General features: G+C 33.5%; 16 protein-coding genes and 1 pseudogene. 15 read left to right on the forward strand and 2 right to left on the reverse strand.

Annotated features, from left to right (window positions below; translation table 11 throughout):
* The first annotated feature begins 4 nt into the window (after positions 1–4).
* The 8 genes and pseudogenes from Q4Q34_RS18635 to moaA all read left to right on the forward strand — a co-directional run bounded on the left by Q4Q34_RS18635 (position 5) and on the right by moaA (position 5,830).
* Positions 5–343 carry a winged helix-turn-helix domain-containing protein gene (locus tag Q4Q34_RS18635; protein WP_303317930.1) on the forward strand — a complete coding sequence of 113 codons (339 nt, stop codon included), beginning with the start codon at positions 5–7 and terminating at the stop codon, positions 341–343.
* A gap of 143 nt (positions 344–486) precedes the next feature.
* Complete coding sequence (locus Q4Q34_RS18640; RefSeq protein WP_303317931.1) at positions 487–1,227, forward strand: sulfite exporter TauE/SafE family protein; 741 nt, start codon at positions 487–489, stop codon at positions 1,225–1,227.
* Between the two features lies 1 nt (position 1,228).
* Positions 1,229–1,813, forward strand: coding sequence for a molybdenum cofactor guanylyltransferase (gene mobA / locus Q4Q34_RS18645; protein ID WP_303317932.1), 585 nt, complete (start codon positions 1,229–1,231; stop codon positions 1,811–1,813).
* On the forward strand, positions 1,797–2,030 hold the full coding sequence (locus Q4Q34_RS18650) for a MoaD/ThiS family protein (RefSeq protein WP_303317933.1): 234 nt from the start codon (positions 1,797–1,799) through the stop codon (positions 2,028–2,030). The genes mobA and Q4Q34_RS18650 overlap by 17 nt, the downstream gene beginning before the upstream one ends.
* Positions 2,031–2,182: 152 nt before the next feature.
* The gene (gene moeB / locus Q4Q34_RS18655) at positions 2,183–3,271 is read left to right on the forward strand and encodes a HesA/MoeB/ThiF family protein (protein WP_303317934.1); all 1,089 of its coding nucleotides are present in this window, start codon (positions 2,183–2,185) and stop codon (positions 3,269–3,271) included.
* A 58-nt stretch (positions 3,272–3,329) separates the two neighbouring features.
* Positions 3,330–3,773 (forward strand): molybdenum cofactor biosynthesis protein MoaE, encoded by a 444-nt coding sequence (locus tag Q4Q34_RS18660; protein ID WP_303317935.1) that lies wholly within the window; start codon positions 3,330–3,332, stop codon positions 3,771–3,773.
* Positions 3,774–3,845: 72 nt separating this feature from the next.
* Positions 3,846–4,760 (forward strand): annotated as a pseudogene (gene moaCB / locus Q4Q34_RS18665) (bifunctional molybdenum cofactor biosynthesis protein MoaC/MoaB); the annotation flags it as partial.
* Between the two features lie 56 nt (positions 4,761–4,816).
* Positions 4,817–5,830, forward strand: coding sequence for a GTP 3',8-cyclase MoaA (gene moaA / locus Q4Q34_RS18670; RefSeq protein ID WP_303317936.1), 1,014 nt, complete (start codon positions 4,817–4,819; stop codon positions 5,828–5,830).
* A gap of 17 nt (positions 5,831–5,847) precedes the next feature.
* On the opposite strand, the gene Q4Q34_RS18675 is transcribed toward moaA, so the two are convergent.
* Positions 5,848–6,363, reverse strand: a complete 516-nt coding sequence (locus Q4Q34_RS18675; RefSeq protein WP_303317937.1) for a hypothetical protein — start codon at positions 6,361–6,363, stop codon at positions 5,848–5,850.
* A 121-nt stretch (positions 6,364–6,484) separates the two neighbouring features.
* Between Q4Q34_RS18675 and Q4Q34_RS18680 the strand changes: the two genes are divergently transcribed.
* The 4 genes from Q4Q34_RS18680 to Q4Q34_RS18695 all read left to right on the forward strand — a co-directional run bounded on the left by Q4Q34_RS18680 (position 6,485) and on the right by Q4Q34_RS18695 (position 9,140).
* Positions 6,485–7,354, forward strand: a complete 870-nt coding sequence (locus Q4Q34_RS18680) for a helix-turn-helix domain-containing protein (RefSeq protein ID WP_303317938.1) — start codon at positions 6,485–6,487, stop codon at positions 7,352–7,354.
* 123 nt (positions 7,355–7,477) lie between these two features.
* Complete coding sequence (locus Q4Q34_RS18685) at positions 7,478–8,200, forward strand: methyltransferase family protein (RefSeq protein ID WP_303317939.1); 723 nt, start codon at positions 7,478–7,480, stop codon at positions 8,198–8,200.
* A gap of 4 nt (positions 8,201–8,204) precedes the next feature.
* The gene (locus Q4Q34_RS18690) at positions 8,205–8,342 is read left to right on the forward strand and encodes a hypothetical protein (protein ID WP_303317940.1); all 138 of its coding nucleotides are present in this window, start codon (positions 8,205–8,207) and stop codon (positions 8,340–8,342) included.
* A gap of 255 nt (positions 8,343–8,597) precedes the next feature.
* The gene (locus Q4Q34_RS18695) at positions 8,598–9,140 is read left to right on the forward strand and encodes a hypothetical protein (RefSeq protein ID WP_303317941.1); all 543 of its coding nucleotides are present in this window, start codon (positions 8,598–8,600) and stop codon (positions 9,138–9,140) included.
* 88 nt (positions 9,141–9,228) lie between these two features.
* On the opposite strand, the gene Q4Q34_RS18700 is transcribed toward Q4Q34_RS18695, so the two are convergent.
* A complete protein-coding gene (locus Q4Q34_RS18700) occupies positions 9,229–10,422 on the reverse strand; it encodes a response regulator (protein ID WP_303317942.1) in 1,194 nt (397 codons plus the stop codon).
* Positions 10,423–10,599: 177 nt separating this feature from the next.
* Between Q4Q34_RS18700 and Q4Q34_RS18705 the strand changes: the two genes are divergently transcribed.
* From Q4Q34_RS18705 to Q4Q34_RS18715, 3 genes are read left to right on the forward strand one after another with little or no spacing between them, the layout of a single operon-like run.
* Positions 10,600–13,692, forward strand: coding sequence for a hypothetical protein (locus Q4Q34_RS18705; protein WP_303317943.1), 3,093 nt, complete (start codon positions 10,600–10,602; stop codon positions 13,690–13,692).
* On the forward strand, positions 13,692–14,921 hold the full coding sequence (locus Q4Q34_RS18710; RefSeq protein ID WP_303317944.1) for a hypothetical protein: 1,230 nt from the start codon (positions 13,692–13,694) through the stop codon (positions 14,919–14,921). The genes Q4Q34_RS18705 and Q4Q34_RS18710 overlap by 1 nt, the downstream gene beginning before the upstream one ends.
* Positions 14,918–16,435, forward strand: coding sequence for a glycoside hydrolase family 2 TIM barrel-domain containing protein (locus Q4Q34_RS18715; RefSeq protein WP_408611557.1), 1,518 nt, complete (start codon positions 14,918–14,920; stop codon positions 16,433–16,435). The genes Q4Q34_RS18710 and Q4Q34_RS18715 overlap by 4 nt, the downstream gene beginning before the upstream one ends.
* Positions 16,436–16,769 lie beyond the last annotated feature (334 nt).

The raw sequence follows: 16,769 nt of genomic DNA on the forward strand, positions 1-16,769 counted from the left end.
GATTATGGGATATAAGATTAAAAGTAGAATCTGGATTGAATCTGAGAATAATGTACTTCTCGGTGAAGGGCGTGTACATTTACTAAAAGCCATACATGAAACTGGATCGCTTTCAAAAGCTGCTAAATCCTTAAATATATCCTATAAGAAAGCATGGCAACTTTTAGACTCGGTAAATAAATCAGCTAAAAAGCCCGTAACGATTAATAGTATTGGTGGTAAAGGTGGCGGTGGCGCCGAATTAACTGAATATGGTCAGTCGTTAATTAATGCTTTTGATGAAATCAATAAGAATTGTTGGGCCTTTTTGGATAAGCAATTGGAGAAAATAGAAGCGCTGTAGGTGATAGTGATCAGTATTCAGTGATCAGTCATCAGTAGGCAAGCAATAAATTATCAAAAACAAATATAAAATTGAAACTCTGTAGATTATATAACAAATTCCAAACACTGAACACTGGGCACTGAACACTGAATACTAAAAAAATGCTACAAACAGAAAACATATACATATTTTTAATCATACTCCCAGTAGTATCGTTTCTGTATTCCAGCGTTGGTCATGGTGGTGCTAGTGGGTATTTGGCACTTATGGCTTTGTTTTCATTTGCTCCAGAAAGTATGAAACCTACTGCCCTATTGTTAAATCTTTTTGTAGCTGGTATTTCATTTTACTATTATTATAAGGAAGGCTTCTTTAACAAAAAGTTATTTATATCATTTGCAATAACTTCTATACCAATGGCTTTTATTGGGGGTATGATTGAAATAGATGCGTCATTATACAAAAAGATACTAGCTGTTTTATTGATTTTTGCCATATTAAAAATGTTGAACGTTTTCGGAAAAGAAAGTACAGCCATTAAAGACGTAAAATTATGGCAAGGTTTGTTAGTTGGAGGTATTATTGGTTTCTTCTCAGGGCTTATAGGTATTGGTGGTGGTATCATATTAACACCCATTATTTTGTTGTTACATTGGGGTAAAATGAAAGAGGCCGCAGCTGTTTCGGCTTTATTTATTTGGGTGAATTCTGCTTCTGGTTTAATTGGCCAGTTTAGTATTGGTGTTACCTTAGAAAAAGCATCTTTTTTGTTAGTCATCATTGCGTTAATTGGCGGCATTTTAGGAGGGTATTATGGTAGTAAAAAAATAAACAATCAGAACTTACAATATATCTTAGCTTTTGTATTACTGATTGCTTGTGTTAAATTATTTTTCACATAAAATGATAGACAGAAAAGACATAACAGGTATCATTTTAGCTGGAGGTAAAAGCTCTAGGATGGGAACAGACAAAGGGTTTTTAGTATTAAACGAGAGACCTTTTATTCAGTATAGCATTGATGCTTTAAAACCTCTGGTATCTGAAATCATCATTGTTTCTGATCATCCAGATTACGATGCTTTAGGCTACAAAAGAGTAACAGACACCTTAAAAGATGCTGGACCCGTATCAGGAATCTGCTCAGGCCTTGAAGCATCTAAAACGGATTATAATTTAGTTTTGAGCTGCGACATTCCATTAATTAAAACTGAAATACTGGAAAAATTAACAACTAATGCAGAGCATGACACTGATATCATTCAGATAGAAAGTAATGGTAAAACGATGCCATTAATAGCGCTTTATAAAAAACAGTGTAGTCGTATTTTTAGTAATTTATTGAAAAAAGATGAAAGACGTTTACGTATAGCGGTTAGTCAATGCCGTGTTAAAAATATTTCACTGGACTATACAGATTATAAAACTACAATGAACGTGAATACAAAAGAAGAATTAAAACAATTAGAAGATGCTCATAAAGATTAAATATTTTGGTCAAATAGCAGAGATTACTCAGAAAGAAGAAGAGTCTTTAGAGTTCTCAGGAGTCTTGATTTCTGAGCTTTTAGAGCATATCTATTCAAAATATAATGCTCTAAAAAATAAAGATTTTCAAATTGCTCAAAATCAGGAATTGGTGTCTTTAGAAACAGAATTATCAGGAAAAGAAATAGCTTTATTACCACCTTTCGCAGGTGGGTAGTCATTTCGATCTAGAGGGAGACATCATAATTAATGAAACAATTCACTGTTATGGGATGTCTCAATCGTACCTCTATCGACATGACAGAAAATGAAATATTAAAGTAATTAGAAATGGTAGGATGAGATTCCTGCCTTCGCAGGAATTTGGGAATGAACAGATACAGCAGACATATTATATTATCAGAAATCGGTCAAGAAGGCCAAGACAAAATTTCTAAGGCTAAAGTATTAGTCATTGGTGCTGGTGGCTTAGGTTGTCCCATTTTACAATATCTTACCGCTGCAGGTATAGGAACACTCGGTATTGTAGATTTTGATGTGGTAGAACTATCAAATTTACAACGTCAGGTGTTATTTGGCACATCGTCATTAGGCGAAAATAAAGCAGTAGCAGCAAAAAAACGTTTAGAAGATTTAAACAATAGCATTTCTATAATCTCCTATCCCGAAAAATTGACACATAAAAATGCGATCGAATTATTTAATCAATACGATATCATTGTTGATGGATCCGATAATTTTGCAACCCGTTACCTAGTCAACGACGCGTCTGTTATAACCAACAAACCATTAGTTTTTGGGTCTATTTACAAGTTTGAAGGTCAGGTTTCGGTCTTCAATTATAACAGCGGACCAAGCTATCGCTGCTTATTTCCTACGCCTCCAGAAAAAGGTACTGTTCCTAATTGCTCTGAAATAGGTGTTTTAGGTGTGTTACCTGGCATTATAGGAACGATGCAGGCTAATGAAGTTTTAAAGATCATTTTAGGTCTGGGTCAACCACTTTCTGGAAAACTACTTTGTTACAATGCGTTAAATAACCAAACCATCACATTAAAAATAAACAGATCCACATCAGAAATTGAGACTGTTTTAAGTAAAAAAAACAGCTTCCATACTCAAGATATTGAAGAAGTTTGTGACATAGAAATCGATACTATTTCAATAACAGAAGCTATTAACCTGAAAGAGATTCAAATTATTGATGTTCGTGAAACTCATGAAACACCAAAAATTGAAAGTTTAGATGTTACATGCATCCCTTTGAGTGTATTAGAGTCTCAATTAGAGAAAATCAATCCAGAAAAGAAAAAAGTCATCTTTTGTCAATCTGGAATCAGAAGTAAAAAGGCCGTTTCCATGCTAAAAGCATTTGAAATTAATAATTGTTACAGCGTTATTGAAGGGGCTTTAGAGATAGATGAATTTTGTCAAAAAGCTAGCAGGTTAACCGATTAAAATAATCAGACCTGTCAGGTTTTAAAAACCTGACAGGTCTACAAAACATAAAAAAACAATGGCAGATAAAAAAATAAAAAACGTATTTAGGCAAGGGGCAATTTCTTCAGAATTCATAGGAAATTCCATTGCAAAACATCAAACAAAAACAAGCATAGGCGCTCATAATATTTTCTTAGGTCAAGTACGAGCCGACGTTATCGATAACAAAACAGTTTCAGCAATAGAATATACGGCTTATGAAGACATGGCGAATGCCAAATTCCATGACATCAGAGAAGCTGCATTCGAGAAATTCGAATTAACCTGTATGCATATCTATCACAGTTTAGGAACTGTTAAAGCTGGAGAAATCTGTTTATTCGTTTTTGTGTCTTCTCCAAGGCGTAAAGTGGTTTTTGAAGCTTTAGAGTTTATTGTTGAAGCTATAAAAGCAGATGTTCCTGTATTTGGAAAGGAAATTTTTGAAGATGAAAGTCACCAATGGAAAGTAAACTCGTAAACTGTTTTTTGTTTAGCAGTTTGTCGTTAAGTCGAAAACAAATAAACAACACACAACTATACAACACACACCACAATGGTAGATATCACACATAAAAGTACCACATTAAGAACCGCTATAGCACAAGCCATAGTAAAGGTTAGCAAACCCGAAACCATTACAGCTATTCAAAATGATACGGTTCCAAAAGGCAACGTTTTTGCCATGAGTAAAGCAGCAGGATTATTAGGCGTAAAAAGAACTCCTGATATTCTTCCTGACTGTCACCCCTTACCTATTGAATTTACTGGTGTTGAATATGAAATCAATGATCTTGAAATCACTGTTTTATTCACAGTAAAAACCATTTATAAAACAGGCGTTGAAGTTGAAGCCATGCATGGTGCCAGCGTTGTTGCTTTAAACATGTACGATATGCTAAAACCTATTGATAAAGGCATTGAAATTCACGACATAAAACTACTAAATAAAAAAGGTGGGAAATCTGATTTTAGAGATCGTTTTAGAAAAGATTTAAAAGCTGCCGTGATTGTATGCTCTGATACGATTTCAGCAGGACATAAAGAAGATAAAGCAGGAAAAGCCATCATAAAGAAATTAGAAGAAAGTGATGTAAAAATCGAAGATTACATTATTATACCAGATGAAAAAGAAATTATTCAAGAGAAAGCAAAAAGCTATCAAGAACAAGGTATTGATTTAATCATTTATACTGGCGGTACAGGGCTTTCTGTTAGAGACATTACTCCTGAAGCACTTTTACCGCTTTTAGATAGAAGAATTCCGGGTATTGAGGAAGCTATTCGCAACTACGGACAAGATAGAACACCATTTTCAATGTTGTCCAGAAGTGTTGCAGGAACCATGGATAACACCTTGGTATTGGCATTACCAGGCTCAACCAATGGTGCTAAAGAGTCCATGGATGCTATATTTCCATCGGTGCTGCATATTTTTAGAATATTAAAAGGGGCAAGGCACGATTAAGGATTAAGACCAGTCAGGTTTTAAAAACCTGACTGGTCTCTGAACAATATCATAAAATGAATAGAAGTCAGAATAAAAATATTTTACAAGATTCATACGGTAGAGACCATGCCTATTTGCGCATTTCTTTAATAGAGCGATGCAACTTACGCTGTACCTACTGTATGCCAGAAGAAGGTGTGAAATTATCTCCTAAAAGTCATCTAATGACTTATGAAGAAATCTATGATATAGCTAAAACTTTTGTAGACCATGGGGTGACTAAAATCAGATTAACTGGAGGTGAGCCTTTAATAAGAAAAGACATTCCTGCTATTTTAGAGAAATTAGCAACGCTTCCCGTAGAGTTATCCATAACATCTAATGCAGTTATTATTGATAAATTTATCGATGTTTTAAAGGCCAATGGTGTTAATAAAATTAATGTTAGTTTAGATTCCTTAGATGAGGGCAAATTTAAGCACATTACCAGAAGGCATGAGTTTAAAAAGGTTTATAACAATATTTTATTGTTGGTCAAAGAAGGCTTTACAGTTAAAGTGAATGCTGTTTTAATGAAAGGGTTTAATGATAATGAAATTATAGATTTTATAAACTTCACTAAAGATTTACCTGTTTCTGTCCGTTTTATCGAATTCATGCCTTTTGATGGCAATAAATGGGATATGAGTAAAATGGTTTCCTATGCCCAAGTGATGAACGATGTTAATGCTTCTTTTCCTGAAGAAAACATTGTACGCCTTCAAGATGCTCCAAACGATACTTCTAAAAATTATAAAATAAAAGGCTATAAAGGTAGTTTTGCTATTATTAGTTCTGTGACGAATCCGTTTTGTGATTCATGTAACAGACTTAGATTAACAGCCAATGGACAATTAAAAAACTGTTTATTTTCTTCAACAGAATCCGATTTACTAACAACGCTAAGGTCTGGAAATCCTATTGAACCAATCATCCAAAAAGCAGTACAAGCAAAGCTTAAAGTTCGTGGTGGTATGGATACTTTGAAAAAGCTGCAAGAACCCAAGCTACATAGCAATAATAGAAGCATGACTGCTATAGGCGGGTAAGGGGTATTACATCAAAACTAAACCCCTAGAGAATATGTAAGTCCAAAAATAACAGTATCATATCGTTTCCCAAAGCTCTTTAGGTTAAACTCTACAAACACCTGTATCGGATTTATATGATATAATCCTCTAAATTTAAGTGCTGCGGCATGATTAAAATTACCTGTGGAGAAAAACAATGAAGAGGTGTCTTCTGCTCTACTTAATATTCTATAGTCATTTCCAACATAACCAACTCCCCCAGTTATACTTAATGCTTCCCAATGCATTAAACGCACATTATAGGTAATACCAAACTCATTATAAACTTCTGTATTTTCGAATTCTTTTATAAAAAATCGATTATACTCAGCTATATAAGTACTTTTTTGTGTTGAGGATTGGTACTGAAATCTAATATCAAAACCTACTTCTTCCTGCAATCCAACACTAATTGCGCCACCCAAACCAAAATCAACACTTCCATTCTCATAGTCTTGAGAAAAGGAAAAAAAACAAACAAACCATATGAGTGTTAAAAAAATGGTTTTCATCTATTGCATATTAGCCCTGAAATTGAATAAAAAGATTTCAAATGTAAAGCAATAATTCATCGAAAACAACTGTCAAAAAGCCTAGCAAGACAACTAATCAAATTATTTATTAAATTTGTGTATGACCCTCGACGTTTTCAAATACTTTAAAAACGACCCAAAAAATAATAAATTAATTGGTGACGACTATTTATTTGTAGAATACAAATGTCCTATTGAAGTTGAAAAATTCAAATTATGGACCGATACACCTTTTATAACATATGTGATAAGCGGTAAAAAGGATTGGACTTCCGTTAACAAAACATATCCATTACATTCTGGAGATTCTCTTTTTATTAGAAAAGGTATTTACAATACAAAGCAATATTTCGAGGAAGATTATTGTACCATTCTATTTTTTATTACTGAAGACTTTATAAGACACTTCATAACGAATAATGCATCGGTTATAAAATCTGCAAGTCCAAAAGAATATTACGATCAAATATTCCCCATACATGTTACCAACTCGTTAAACTCGCTATTTCTATCTGTTTTTAACTATTTTGATATGGGTGGTGAAATTCCTAGAGAATTAGTTGAAATAAAATTTAACGAACTACTTTTTAACATCGCACTCAATCCTGCCAATCAAGATTTGATTAGTTTCTTTAATACATTAAGACAAGTTGAAAAAACCAGCATTCAGGATATTATGATGAAAAATTTCCATTATGATTTGCAATTGGAAGAATATGCACGTCTTTGCGGAAGAAGCCTATCTACCTTCAAAAGAGATTTTAAAGCACACTTTAATGAAACACCTGGTAAATGGTTAACTAACACACGCTTAGACTATGCAAAAACCTTGTTGCAAAATTCAGAATTGAATATCAATGAGGTGTGTTATGAAAGTGGTTTTAAAAACACATCTCACTTTAATAGTAGTTTTAAACAAAAGTTTAGCTACCCTCCAAATCAATACCGAAACCTCCATTTAGCTACTTAGTCCACATTTTTTTGATTTGAACTTTTTAGAAAGAAAGTTGGACTTTTAAGAACATTCTAAACCTCCGTTTCAGAATACTTTTGGCATATCATTTAAAATCAATATGTCATGAAAAAAGTATTAATGTTCTTGTATTCAATTATCGCTTACCTTATCGGGTTTGCATCTTTATTATTATGGATTATATCAGTAAGTGATTTAGTTCCAGAAATATCTATAGATCAAACCGCTACCCTACCTTTTCACTTAGCCTTACTTAAAAACTTTGGTTTAGTAGCACTCTTTGGCGTGCAACACAGCGTAATGGCCAGACAGTCGTTTAAAACGGCATTTGCCAAGTATTTCCCAAAACCTGTAGAACGTAGCACGTTTGTACTGATTTCAGGATTGTTACTCGTGCTTTTAGTTTTAGAATGGGCACCTATGGGCGGTTCTGTATGGAAATTACAATCTGGTAGCATTCTGTATTATCTGGCTTATATTATGTTTTTTTCTGGTTGGGCAATTCTGTTTATCAGTACGTTTTTAATCAATCATTTTGATTTGTTCGGATTGCGCCAAACCTATTTAGAGCTCAGAAACAAACCTTATACAACCCTTAATTTTAAGGTGGTTTCGTTTTACAAATATGTACGTCATCCTTTATATTTTGGTGGTATCCTTGGGTTATGGGCAACGCCGAATATGACAGTAACACACTTGGTTTTTGCAATGGGTTTAACCGCCTATTTTGTAATAGGCACCTTGCTTGAAGAACGTGACCTCAAAAAGGAATTTGGAAAAGCATATAAAGCGTATCAATCTAAAACACGCATGTTGATTCCGTTTCCAAAAAGAATAAAGTAACATCATGAAAACAGATACCAAATTAAGAAGGAACCAACTCTTTTTACCCATGGGATTTGGTTGGTATACAGGGGCAAAACCTTCAGTAAAAAAACCAATTAATCGACCAACAGAAAACATAGATAAAGTTTACTACACATAAAAAATTAATAGTGTCCAATAAAAATTTGTAAAACAGTCCGAATGATAGACTGGGTATAGGTCACAATATTTTTTTAATAGGTACCCTTGTTTTTACAGCAAGTAGAGATTTATAAACTTTCTGAAAATGATGAATTTGCTGTAAAATGGATTATCAGTTAGTTAAAAACAAAATCTTGATTCTATGTTCTATCAGCGCAGCGGTCTTGACTCTAGTATTGGACAACAATAATAAAAAATTAAAAAACAATATATTATGAAACATCTATTTTTAACGCTAGTGGCACTATTTATATATGCAACTAGCAATGCACAACAAAATGACCTTGCTTTTTTAAGTAAGAGTGACGCTGAAACGACACATAAGTTTAAAAGAAAAACAGCACATTACGGCAATGCCTATTTTAGAACTGTTGCCATTTATAGCACTTCAAAAATTGTTACTGATTTGCAACAAGAGGTTTTAAATTTCAACTTAAAAAACGATGCTATTTTCGATAAATCGGAAAGAGCGACTTACCGCATAGTATTTAATAAAAACCAAGGAAAAGCGGTTGTGACTTATAATACTGACGGCACTATTATAGCGTCAAAAGAAACCTATAAAAACATAAAATTGCCTTATGAATTGCGGGTTAAAATATCAAAAATATACCCGGAATGGGCTTTTGAGAAAAATATATATACTCTTAATTATCTCAATAATAAAGACCTGAAAGCGCTTTATACCATTCAAATTAAAAAAGGAAACGCTAAAAAACGACTTAAGTTTAATGATAGGTATCAACGTATTGATTAAAACTAAAAGAGACCGTCTAAAAAGTGATTAATCTTGTCAGTTTTAGACAGCCTTTTTCATCACAAAAACAAAATCAAAATAAACTGTATTAATTCTTATGAACCAATGAAAGTTCAACTTGATTACTATCAACTATTTTATTTTTAGATCTGTATACCCAGGCTATTTGCCCTAACTGGGCTACAATTTTAATAGAATCCTTCATTGAAAGTTTTGATCCATCAGCGTGAATCCAACGTTTTAAAGGTTTTTCACAGATATAACTTTTAGCTTTTTCAATACCAAAATGAATAGACATTCTTTTAAATATTTCAACATCAAAAATCCATTGGGTAACAAATTTTTTGTCAAATGCTAGTTGTATCACATCTTTACGGAAGATTTTTGCACCACATTGTGTGTCCTTAAAGTTCATTCCTAGAATTTTTCGGATGATGAAATTAATCGTCATACTTATAATTTTTCTAGCAGATTCCTTAGTAATATTAGCCCCCATTCTGCTTATTCTAGATCCGCTAACTATTTTAAAGTCTGAGTTTTCAATAGTAGATACCAGTTCATCAAAATCTTTTAAGTCTGTAGATAAATCTGCATCTAAGAAGCCTATAAAATCTAAATCTGCTTTTTCGACCATATGCAACATTCCCAATCTTACAGCTTCTGCCTTACCGCCATTTTTTTCGCAGTTGTAAACAGTAATGTAATCTTCTCGTCCTTTTCTCAAATTATTTAGTACTTCTAAGGTATTATCGGTACTCCCATCATTTACAAAGCACAAATGATACCCTGTATTCTTATCAATAAAATTGGTAAATTCAGCACTTAACAAACGATCTTCTTCATTGTAACATGGTATCACCACGCCTACACAGCGTTGTTGAATCACCACATGGCTATTGTTTGTATTACTAAATGTAACCGTTGGCTGTCCTATTAAGCGCTTGATTCGTGCACATATTTCGTTTAAACTTAAAGGTTTTTTCATGTAGTCGTTAATACCCAAATCAAAACCAGCAGTAATAACTTTATCTTCTGTATTTCCAGAAAGAACCATTACTGGTGTATCTTTTCGTTTAGAGTTTCTGATATACTTTACAATTTCCAATCCTGAAACTGTAGGCATATTAATATCAACAATGACTAAATCAGGGTTAAAACTATCATACTGAGATATGCCTTTATTAGCATCAGTTTCAATTCTAACGTCGTATCCTAATTCGTTTAATCTTTTTTGCAATGGTAGCAACACGAGTTGCTGATCATCAATAGCTAAAATTTTCATAAATAGATGTTTTTGTGATTATTTACACTCCAAAAGTATTATGATTGGTGTAAGAAAAAGTCTATTTTAGCCTAATAAGACATTTTGTGTAGACGAATGGTAATTAAGTGTAGACGACCAATAAAGCTAACCGAAAACACTTTATATACCTTTATATTATCAAAAAAATTATAAGCATTGCCACCAAAAACGTCAAATAAATACTTAATTGCTGCTTTACTTATAGGTATAGCATTTCATGGGACCTCTATCTTTTTTACTTTAGAGGGTACTTACGATGCCTTAATTCATTTGTTTTTTGCTGAGCATTATTCGAGCAGTTGGTTTGAACCCTGGAACTACAAGTGGTATACAGGCTTTACGGTTATGAGTTATCCGCCGCTAGTGCATCAAGGCATCGCTGCATTATCATTAATAGGTGGTTTAAAATTTGGATTATTTACTGTTGCCCTTATCAGCATTGTTTTATTTATAACGGGTGTCTATCGGTTTTCACTGTTAATGACTTCCAGTAGAACTGCAGCAGGTTATGCAGCTATTTTAGCCGTATTATCATCGTCGTTTGTAGAAACCCTACATGTGTTTGGACAATTACCAAGTATTATAGGAATCTCGGTTTTAATGCATGCTTTACCAGAAATTTATTTATGGTTAAAGACAGGTAAATACCGTTACTTACTCACCAGTTTATCTCTAATAGCTGTAACAGTGACCTCGCATCATGTTACCCCTATTTTCGGAATGATCTTCTTTATATTTCCCTTAATTGGTATGGTGATTATGGATGCGTCTAGAGAGCAGGTTAATACCATGAAAGAAGTCAGATTTAAGGTGTTCCTAAGAAGCTTTTTTAAGCTTTTTAAACGTATTGTTGGCTTTGGATTACTTTCACTAGTCATTATTGTGGGATGCATTCTTCCCTATTGGATTAATTCTAAAAACAACCCCATTACGCAAGTTCCTATACCACATGGTTCCAGAGATAATTTTCTTGAGGTTACGTCTTCTGGATTGGTTTTCTTTTTAATCCCCTGGGGCATTTTACTTATTCTCTTACCCTATATATTTTATAGATATTATAGCAAACGTTATTTGTTTTTTGGACTATCTATAACCCTTTTAACTGTTTTAGGAACAGGAGGTACAACCCCAATTCCTAAAATGATCTTGGGAGATACTGCTTTTAATATATTAACTTTAGATAGGTTCACGCTTTGGGCCTCTATTATGTCTTTGCCCCTTTTCGGTGAATTTGCCTATCGTTTTGTTGAGGGAGATCTAAAAACACGCATTCAAAATACATTTGGTGCTATATATCATAGAATTATAGGGGGTATTCTTGCTGGTTTATTTTTATTTATGACGATTTTCACGATGAGTTTGGGCTACTTCAGACCTTCACAACCGCAGAAAATAAAGATGCTTCCTATTGTTAATTTCCTCAATCAAGATCAGCATGATCATTGGCGTTATATGACCTTAGGTTTTGGTGATCAAATGGCATGGTTATCCGCGCAAACCAAAGCCTTGTCCGTAGATGGCAATTACCACTCAGCAAGACGATTACCCGAACTTACCACACGCCCTATTGAGCGCTTAGAAAATTCAAAATTTAAAGGGGTTGAAGGTATTGGTTCTTTACAGCAGTTTTTAACGACACCAGAAAAATATCATTTAAAGTATATTTTTTCTAATGATAAATTTTACGACCCTATTTTATATTTCTGTGGCTGGCAGCGCTTACGACAATTAGAAAATGGTATTATGGTTTGGGAAAAACTTAATGTCCCTCCTATGCCTTCCATATTACCAAAAGACGATGTTGCACTATGGCAAAAAATCCTTTGGGGTGTTATGCCTTTTTTAACGGTTCTTATTGCTTTTATACTGAATATTCAAATGTTATGGATACGCGCTTTAAAAACCAAAGAAAAAATAACTCCAGCATATTTAAATTTTAAAAACAACTACACAAGCTTTTCAAAAGGCGTTTTAAAAGTCACTCATATTTGGTCTATTATTCTTGCCATATTTGTTAATTATGGTATTTACTTATTCTATATCAAGAATGATTCACATCGTTCTCCAGAACATGTGATCATGGCCTATTACGATGCCTTGGATTTTAAAGCTTTTGAAAAAGCGCATCGTTTAATTAATCCCGAAAGTCATTTACCCATAGCCCAATATATGCTTGAAATATCGGTAACTGATGGGTTATTAAGTTCGTATGCAAAATTAGATGCCCTTAAGACTATTGTAACGAGTAAAACGGATAGTTTAGCTAGTGTGAAAGTGATAACCGATTGGATTACACCTTTAGAAAAAATTAATAAAGTAGATTATAAATCGCTTGTTAAAAAGGATGGTAAATGGTTTCTTCAACCCGAAGATATCAATCTGGACTTGCCTCCAGATCAGTTATATTCAGATAACTCAACGCGTTACTTTAATCAAGGTAGACGACGCATCACCACCGAGCAAACCCACCACGAGGATGTTTTAAAACAACCTGTTTTAGAAATTCTTTCGGCTAAATTGGTAAAACAGGACAATCATTATGCCATTATTGGAGCCATTCAAAATATTGATAATGTTCCCGCAGACGTTGTCCTAAAGGGAACACTTTATAATGATGACAATAAAGAACTAGCCACTTATAACGCCAAACATCAGGTCAAACATAAATTAATGCCTAAAGAAGTGAGTGCTTTTAGAATTAATTTTGAAGGGATTGCTTGGTCTAAAACACAAGATTCTATTCCTAAAACTTTTAATCCAGATGAATTTACGCCTGTGGAATTTGATGAGCAACCCACAAAATTCAATTTACAAGTTGCTGGTAATGTATCTGGTTCCGATTTATATAAAGCAACCACTATAAGTGCCTTAAATATCACTTCAGAATCTATTAAAGGGAATTTGTTTAATTCTGGATTAGAAGAAGTCACCATTCCACAACTAATTATTTCGTATTACGATACTAATAAAACCATGATCTGGGTAGATCATTTATTTCTTGAAGAAGGCATCAGACAACAAAGACAGCAACCTTTTGAATACAAACTACTTCAAAATAATACTATAAAACTTATTAATAGTGATATGACGAACTGTTTTGTAAATGGCTTACCTAATGAAGCTATTTCAAATAAAGTGGTGCCGAATAGAATTGAAGATCAAACACAATCTGTTTTGCAACCCATATCACATTCTCATTATAGTTATGTGAAAATTGAAGTTAACACCTATATAGGAAATCCAAATTAATGATGCATAAACTCACATACATACTAGCCATTGTTTTGATGTTTATAGGGTCTTTTTCGCTTGTAGGGCAATCTGAAATAAAGAATACTTTCAAACTTTTAACCCATGACACTGAATTTGAAGCTGGACATAGCATCTTATTAAAATTTTCTGGTGATGGTGAAACTAATCCTTTATTATATTGTACCAATAGTTATGGTTCCGTTTTAATTCAGGGCACTAATAAGAACAAAATATTAGCGTTTGAAATACCTAAAAGTATAGCAAACAAAACGGGGTTAGTGAATTGGAAACTATTGACTAACGGTACTAACCTATCTGGAAAATTTAATATCACTCCTAAACAAAAGGTTAGTAAAATGGAAACTTATCTGGGACCACCAAGTATTGAAGCTGGTGGAACCGATTATTCGATGCTAGTCGTTATTCCAACAGATCCTCTTGATAATCCATTGCAAGACAGTACTCAGGTTAACGTAAAGCATCAATTTTTAACTTCAGAATATAATAATGCTATTTATACTAATTATTTAATAGCCTATAAAAACCTGTATTCTGAGACTAAATCTGGTCGCATGCTTATTAGTTCGGATGCCTTAGGCACCCATTCTAAAGAATACACTGTTAATGTTTTACCTGCTATTCCTGCTAATTTTAAGATCTCGTATCAACAACATCATAACTATGCCGACGGCAATCAAATTACAACATTTACAACCTCTATAATTGAGGACAAATACGATAACATCGTTAGCGATGGTACTTATGTAGATTTCTTTATTACAAACAAAGACAATAACATTCTTAAAACATCTGGCACGACAATTAATGGTATTGCCACCGCTAAAATGATCCATCCAGACCATGAAGATACCTGGTCGGTGAAGGCATTTATAGAAGGTATGGCAGAAAGCGATAACATATCACTTAATTTTAAACAAGTAATCACAGATTTTGAGGTCGCCTTTTCAGATGATTCCAGAACCATTACTATTGGTCCCTTGCAAAGTTTTATGAAACAAATGATCCCTGATGGCTTGCAAGTAAAACTACATTTTTACCAAAACGACACAAAAATTAAAACACTTTTAAAAAGTTCTTTTGAAGGGTTTGTAACATTCAAATTAAACGAAGATATTATACCTGTACCAAGCGATATAAATGACACCTTTAAAATCATCATAGAGACAGCTCGTATTGAAAAATCATTTGAAAACATAAAGCTATAATGAACATTAACAGAAACATATTACGTAGTATTCTGGTACTTTCTTATGTATTGGTTATTGGTTTTATCATTTATGGTTTTAGTGCCTTATATAGCTATCTGAATACGGGTGCAGATAGAAGTAATATGTTGCATACTCATGTTAAAAAAATCGATCAATATCTCCCAAAAATCATCTGGGAAGCGCTTGAAAATGAAGGCAGGTCTATGGACGAACAAACCTTAGCGCGTATTGAAACTAATTATTTAGATGCCTGGTATATAAAACATTTGGCGTACCAAACCAATACAAAAAAGGGTATCGACAATTATTACACGGAAAATGCACGTAAAAACATCTACGCCATTATCGATGAAAATCTTGAGGCTGGCGTGACTATTCAAAGCACCACATTACAACACCAACCAAAATTAGAGTTTTTTAGTGAAGATGGTCAATTAGTCGTTATTACTGATAAAAATGTGGTTGAATACAAACGTATTTATAAAAATGAGACTTTACTCTTAGAAACGACTGATGTATCCTCCTATAAAATCATTTTACTCCTGGAAGATGGGTTTTGGCGTATTCGACATATGGTAAAAGAAACGAGTGCCAACTTTAAACCTAATCACAAAATCGTTTCAAATAAAAGTATAGATATTAAAGGTATCAATTATTACCCGCAAGCCTCTCCCTGGAACATGTTTGGTGAGCAATTTGATGCAAACATTATTTCTAAAGACCTTAAACGTATTAAAGAAGCAGGCTTAAACAGCATTCGTATTTTTGTGCCTTATGCCGCTTTTGGTAAAGCGAATGTCGATTCTGAAAAGCTTAAAAAGCTAGTACAAGTCATGGATCTTGCTGAAACGGAACACATAAAAGTTATGGTCACGCTTTTTGATTTTTATGGGGATTATGCTGTTTTAGACTGGACTTTAAATCATCGTCACGCAGAAACCATCATATCCAAATTAAAAGACCACAACGCTCTGTTTGCCTGGGATATTAAAAATGAACCCAATTTAGATTTCGAATCTCGTAACAAAACAAACGTTATGGCGTGGTTGGACCATATGATAAACTTGGTAAAGTCATTAGATTCGGAACATCCCGTAACCATTGGCTGGTCTAATGCAGAAAGTGCAACACTTTTAAAAGACAAGGTTGATTTTGTATCTTTTCACTATTATGAAGCGTTAGACGATTTAGAAACCACCTTTAACAACTTAAAAACAGAAATAACAGACAAACCTATTGCTATTACTGAATTTGGTATATCGTCTTATAATGGTTTATGGAATCCATTTGGAAATTCGGAAACAGACCAAGCGGAATATCATAAGGACTCCCAAACCATCTTTTCTGAAAATAGCATCCCTTTTATGTCCTGGACTTTATATGACTTTACAGATATACCAAAAGAAGTTGTGGGTAGACTTCCCTGGCGTAAAAATAATCAAAAACGTTTTGGTTTTATAAATGAAAATGGGGTTGAAAAAGAAGCTTATAAGTATATTAACCATCCTTGATATTACCCGTAAACTGAAGAATATTATCAAAATAAATGGACTGACGGACTTGGCTGAAAGCTCTAAACTTTGGGTTAAGTACCAAGACCGTATTTACTTTTCGGTGTTGTGTTTAGTTTTTACTTTTCAACTTATTATATTTATTTATAAAAACAAAAGCTAAACCTCTGCTACCGCTAGTATTTACTAGTGGCGGCAAGTCTTGTCTCGTCCAATAAAAAATAATTTAGAAAAGCTATTACTTCTCTGTAAAAGCTTTCTCTTTTTCCTTCTTACACTTAAAACTTACTCAGTACGCCACTAGTAAATACTAGCGGTAGCACATACTATGGAG

The organism is Flavivirga abyssicola (assembly GCF_030540775.2).
Taxonomy (GTDB): domain Bacteria; phylum Bacteroidota; class Bacteroidia; order Flavobacteriales; family Flavobacteriaceae; genus Flavivirga; species Flavivirga abyssicola.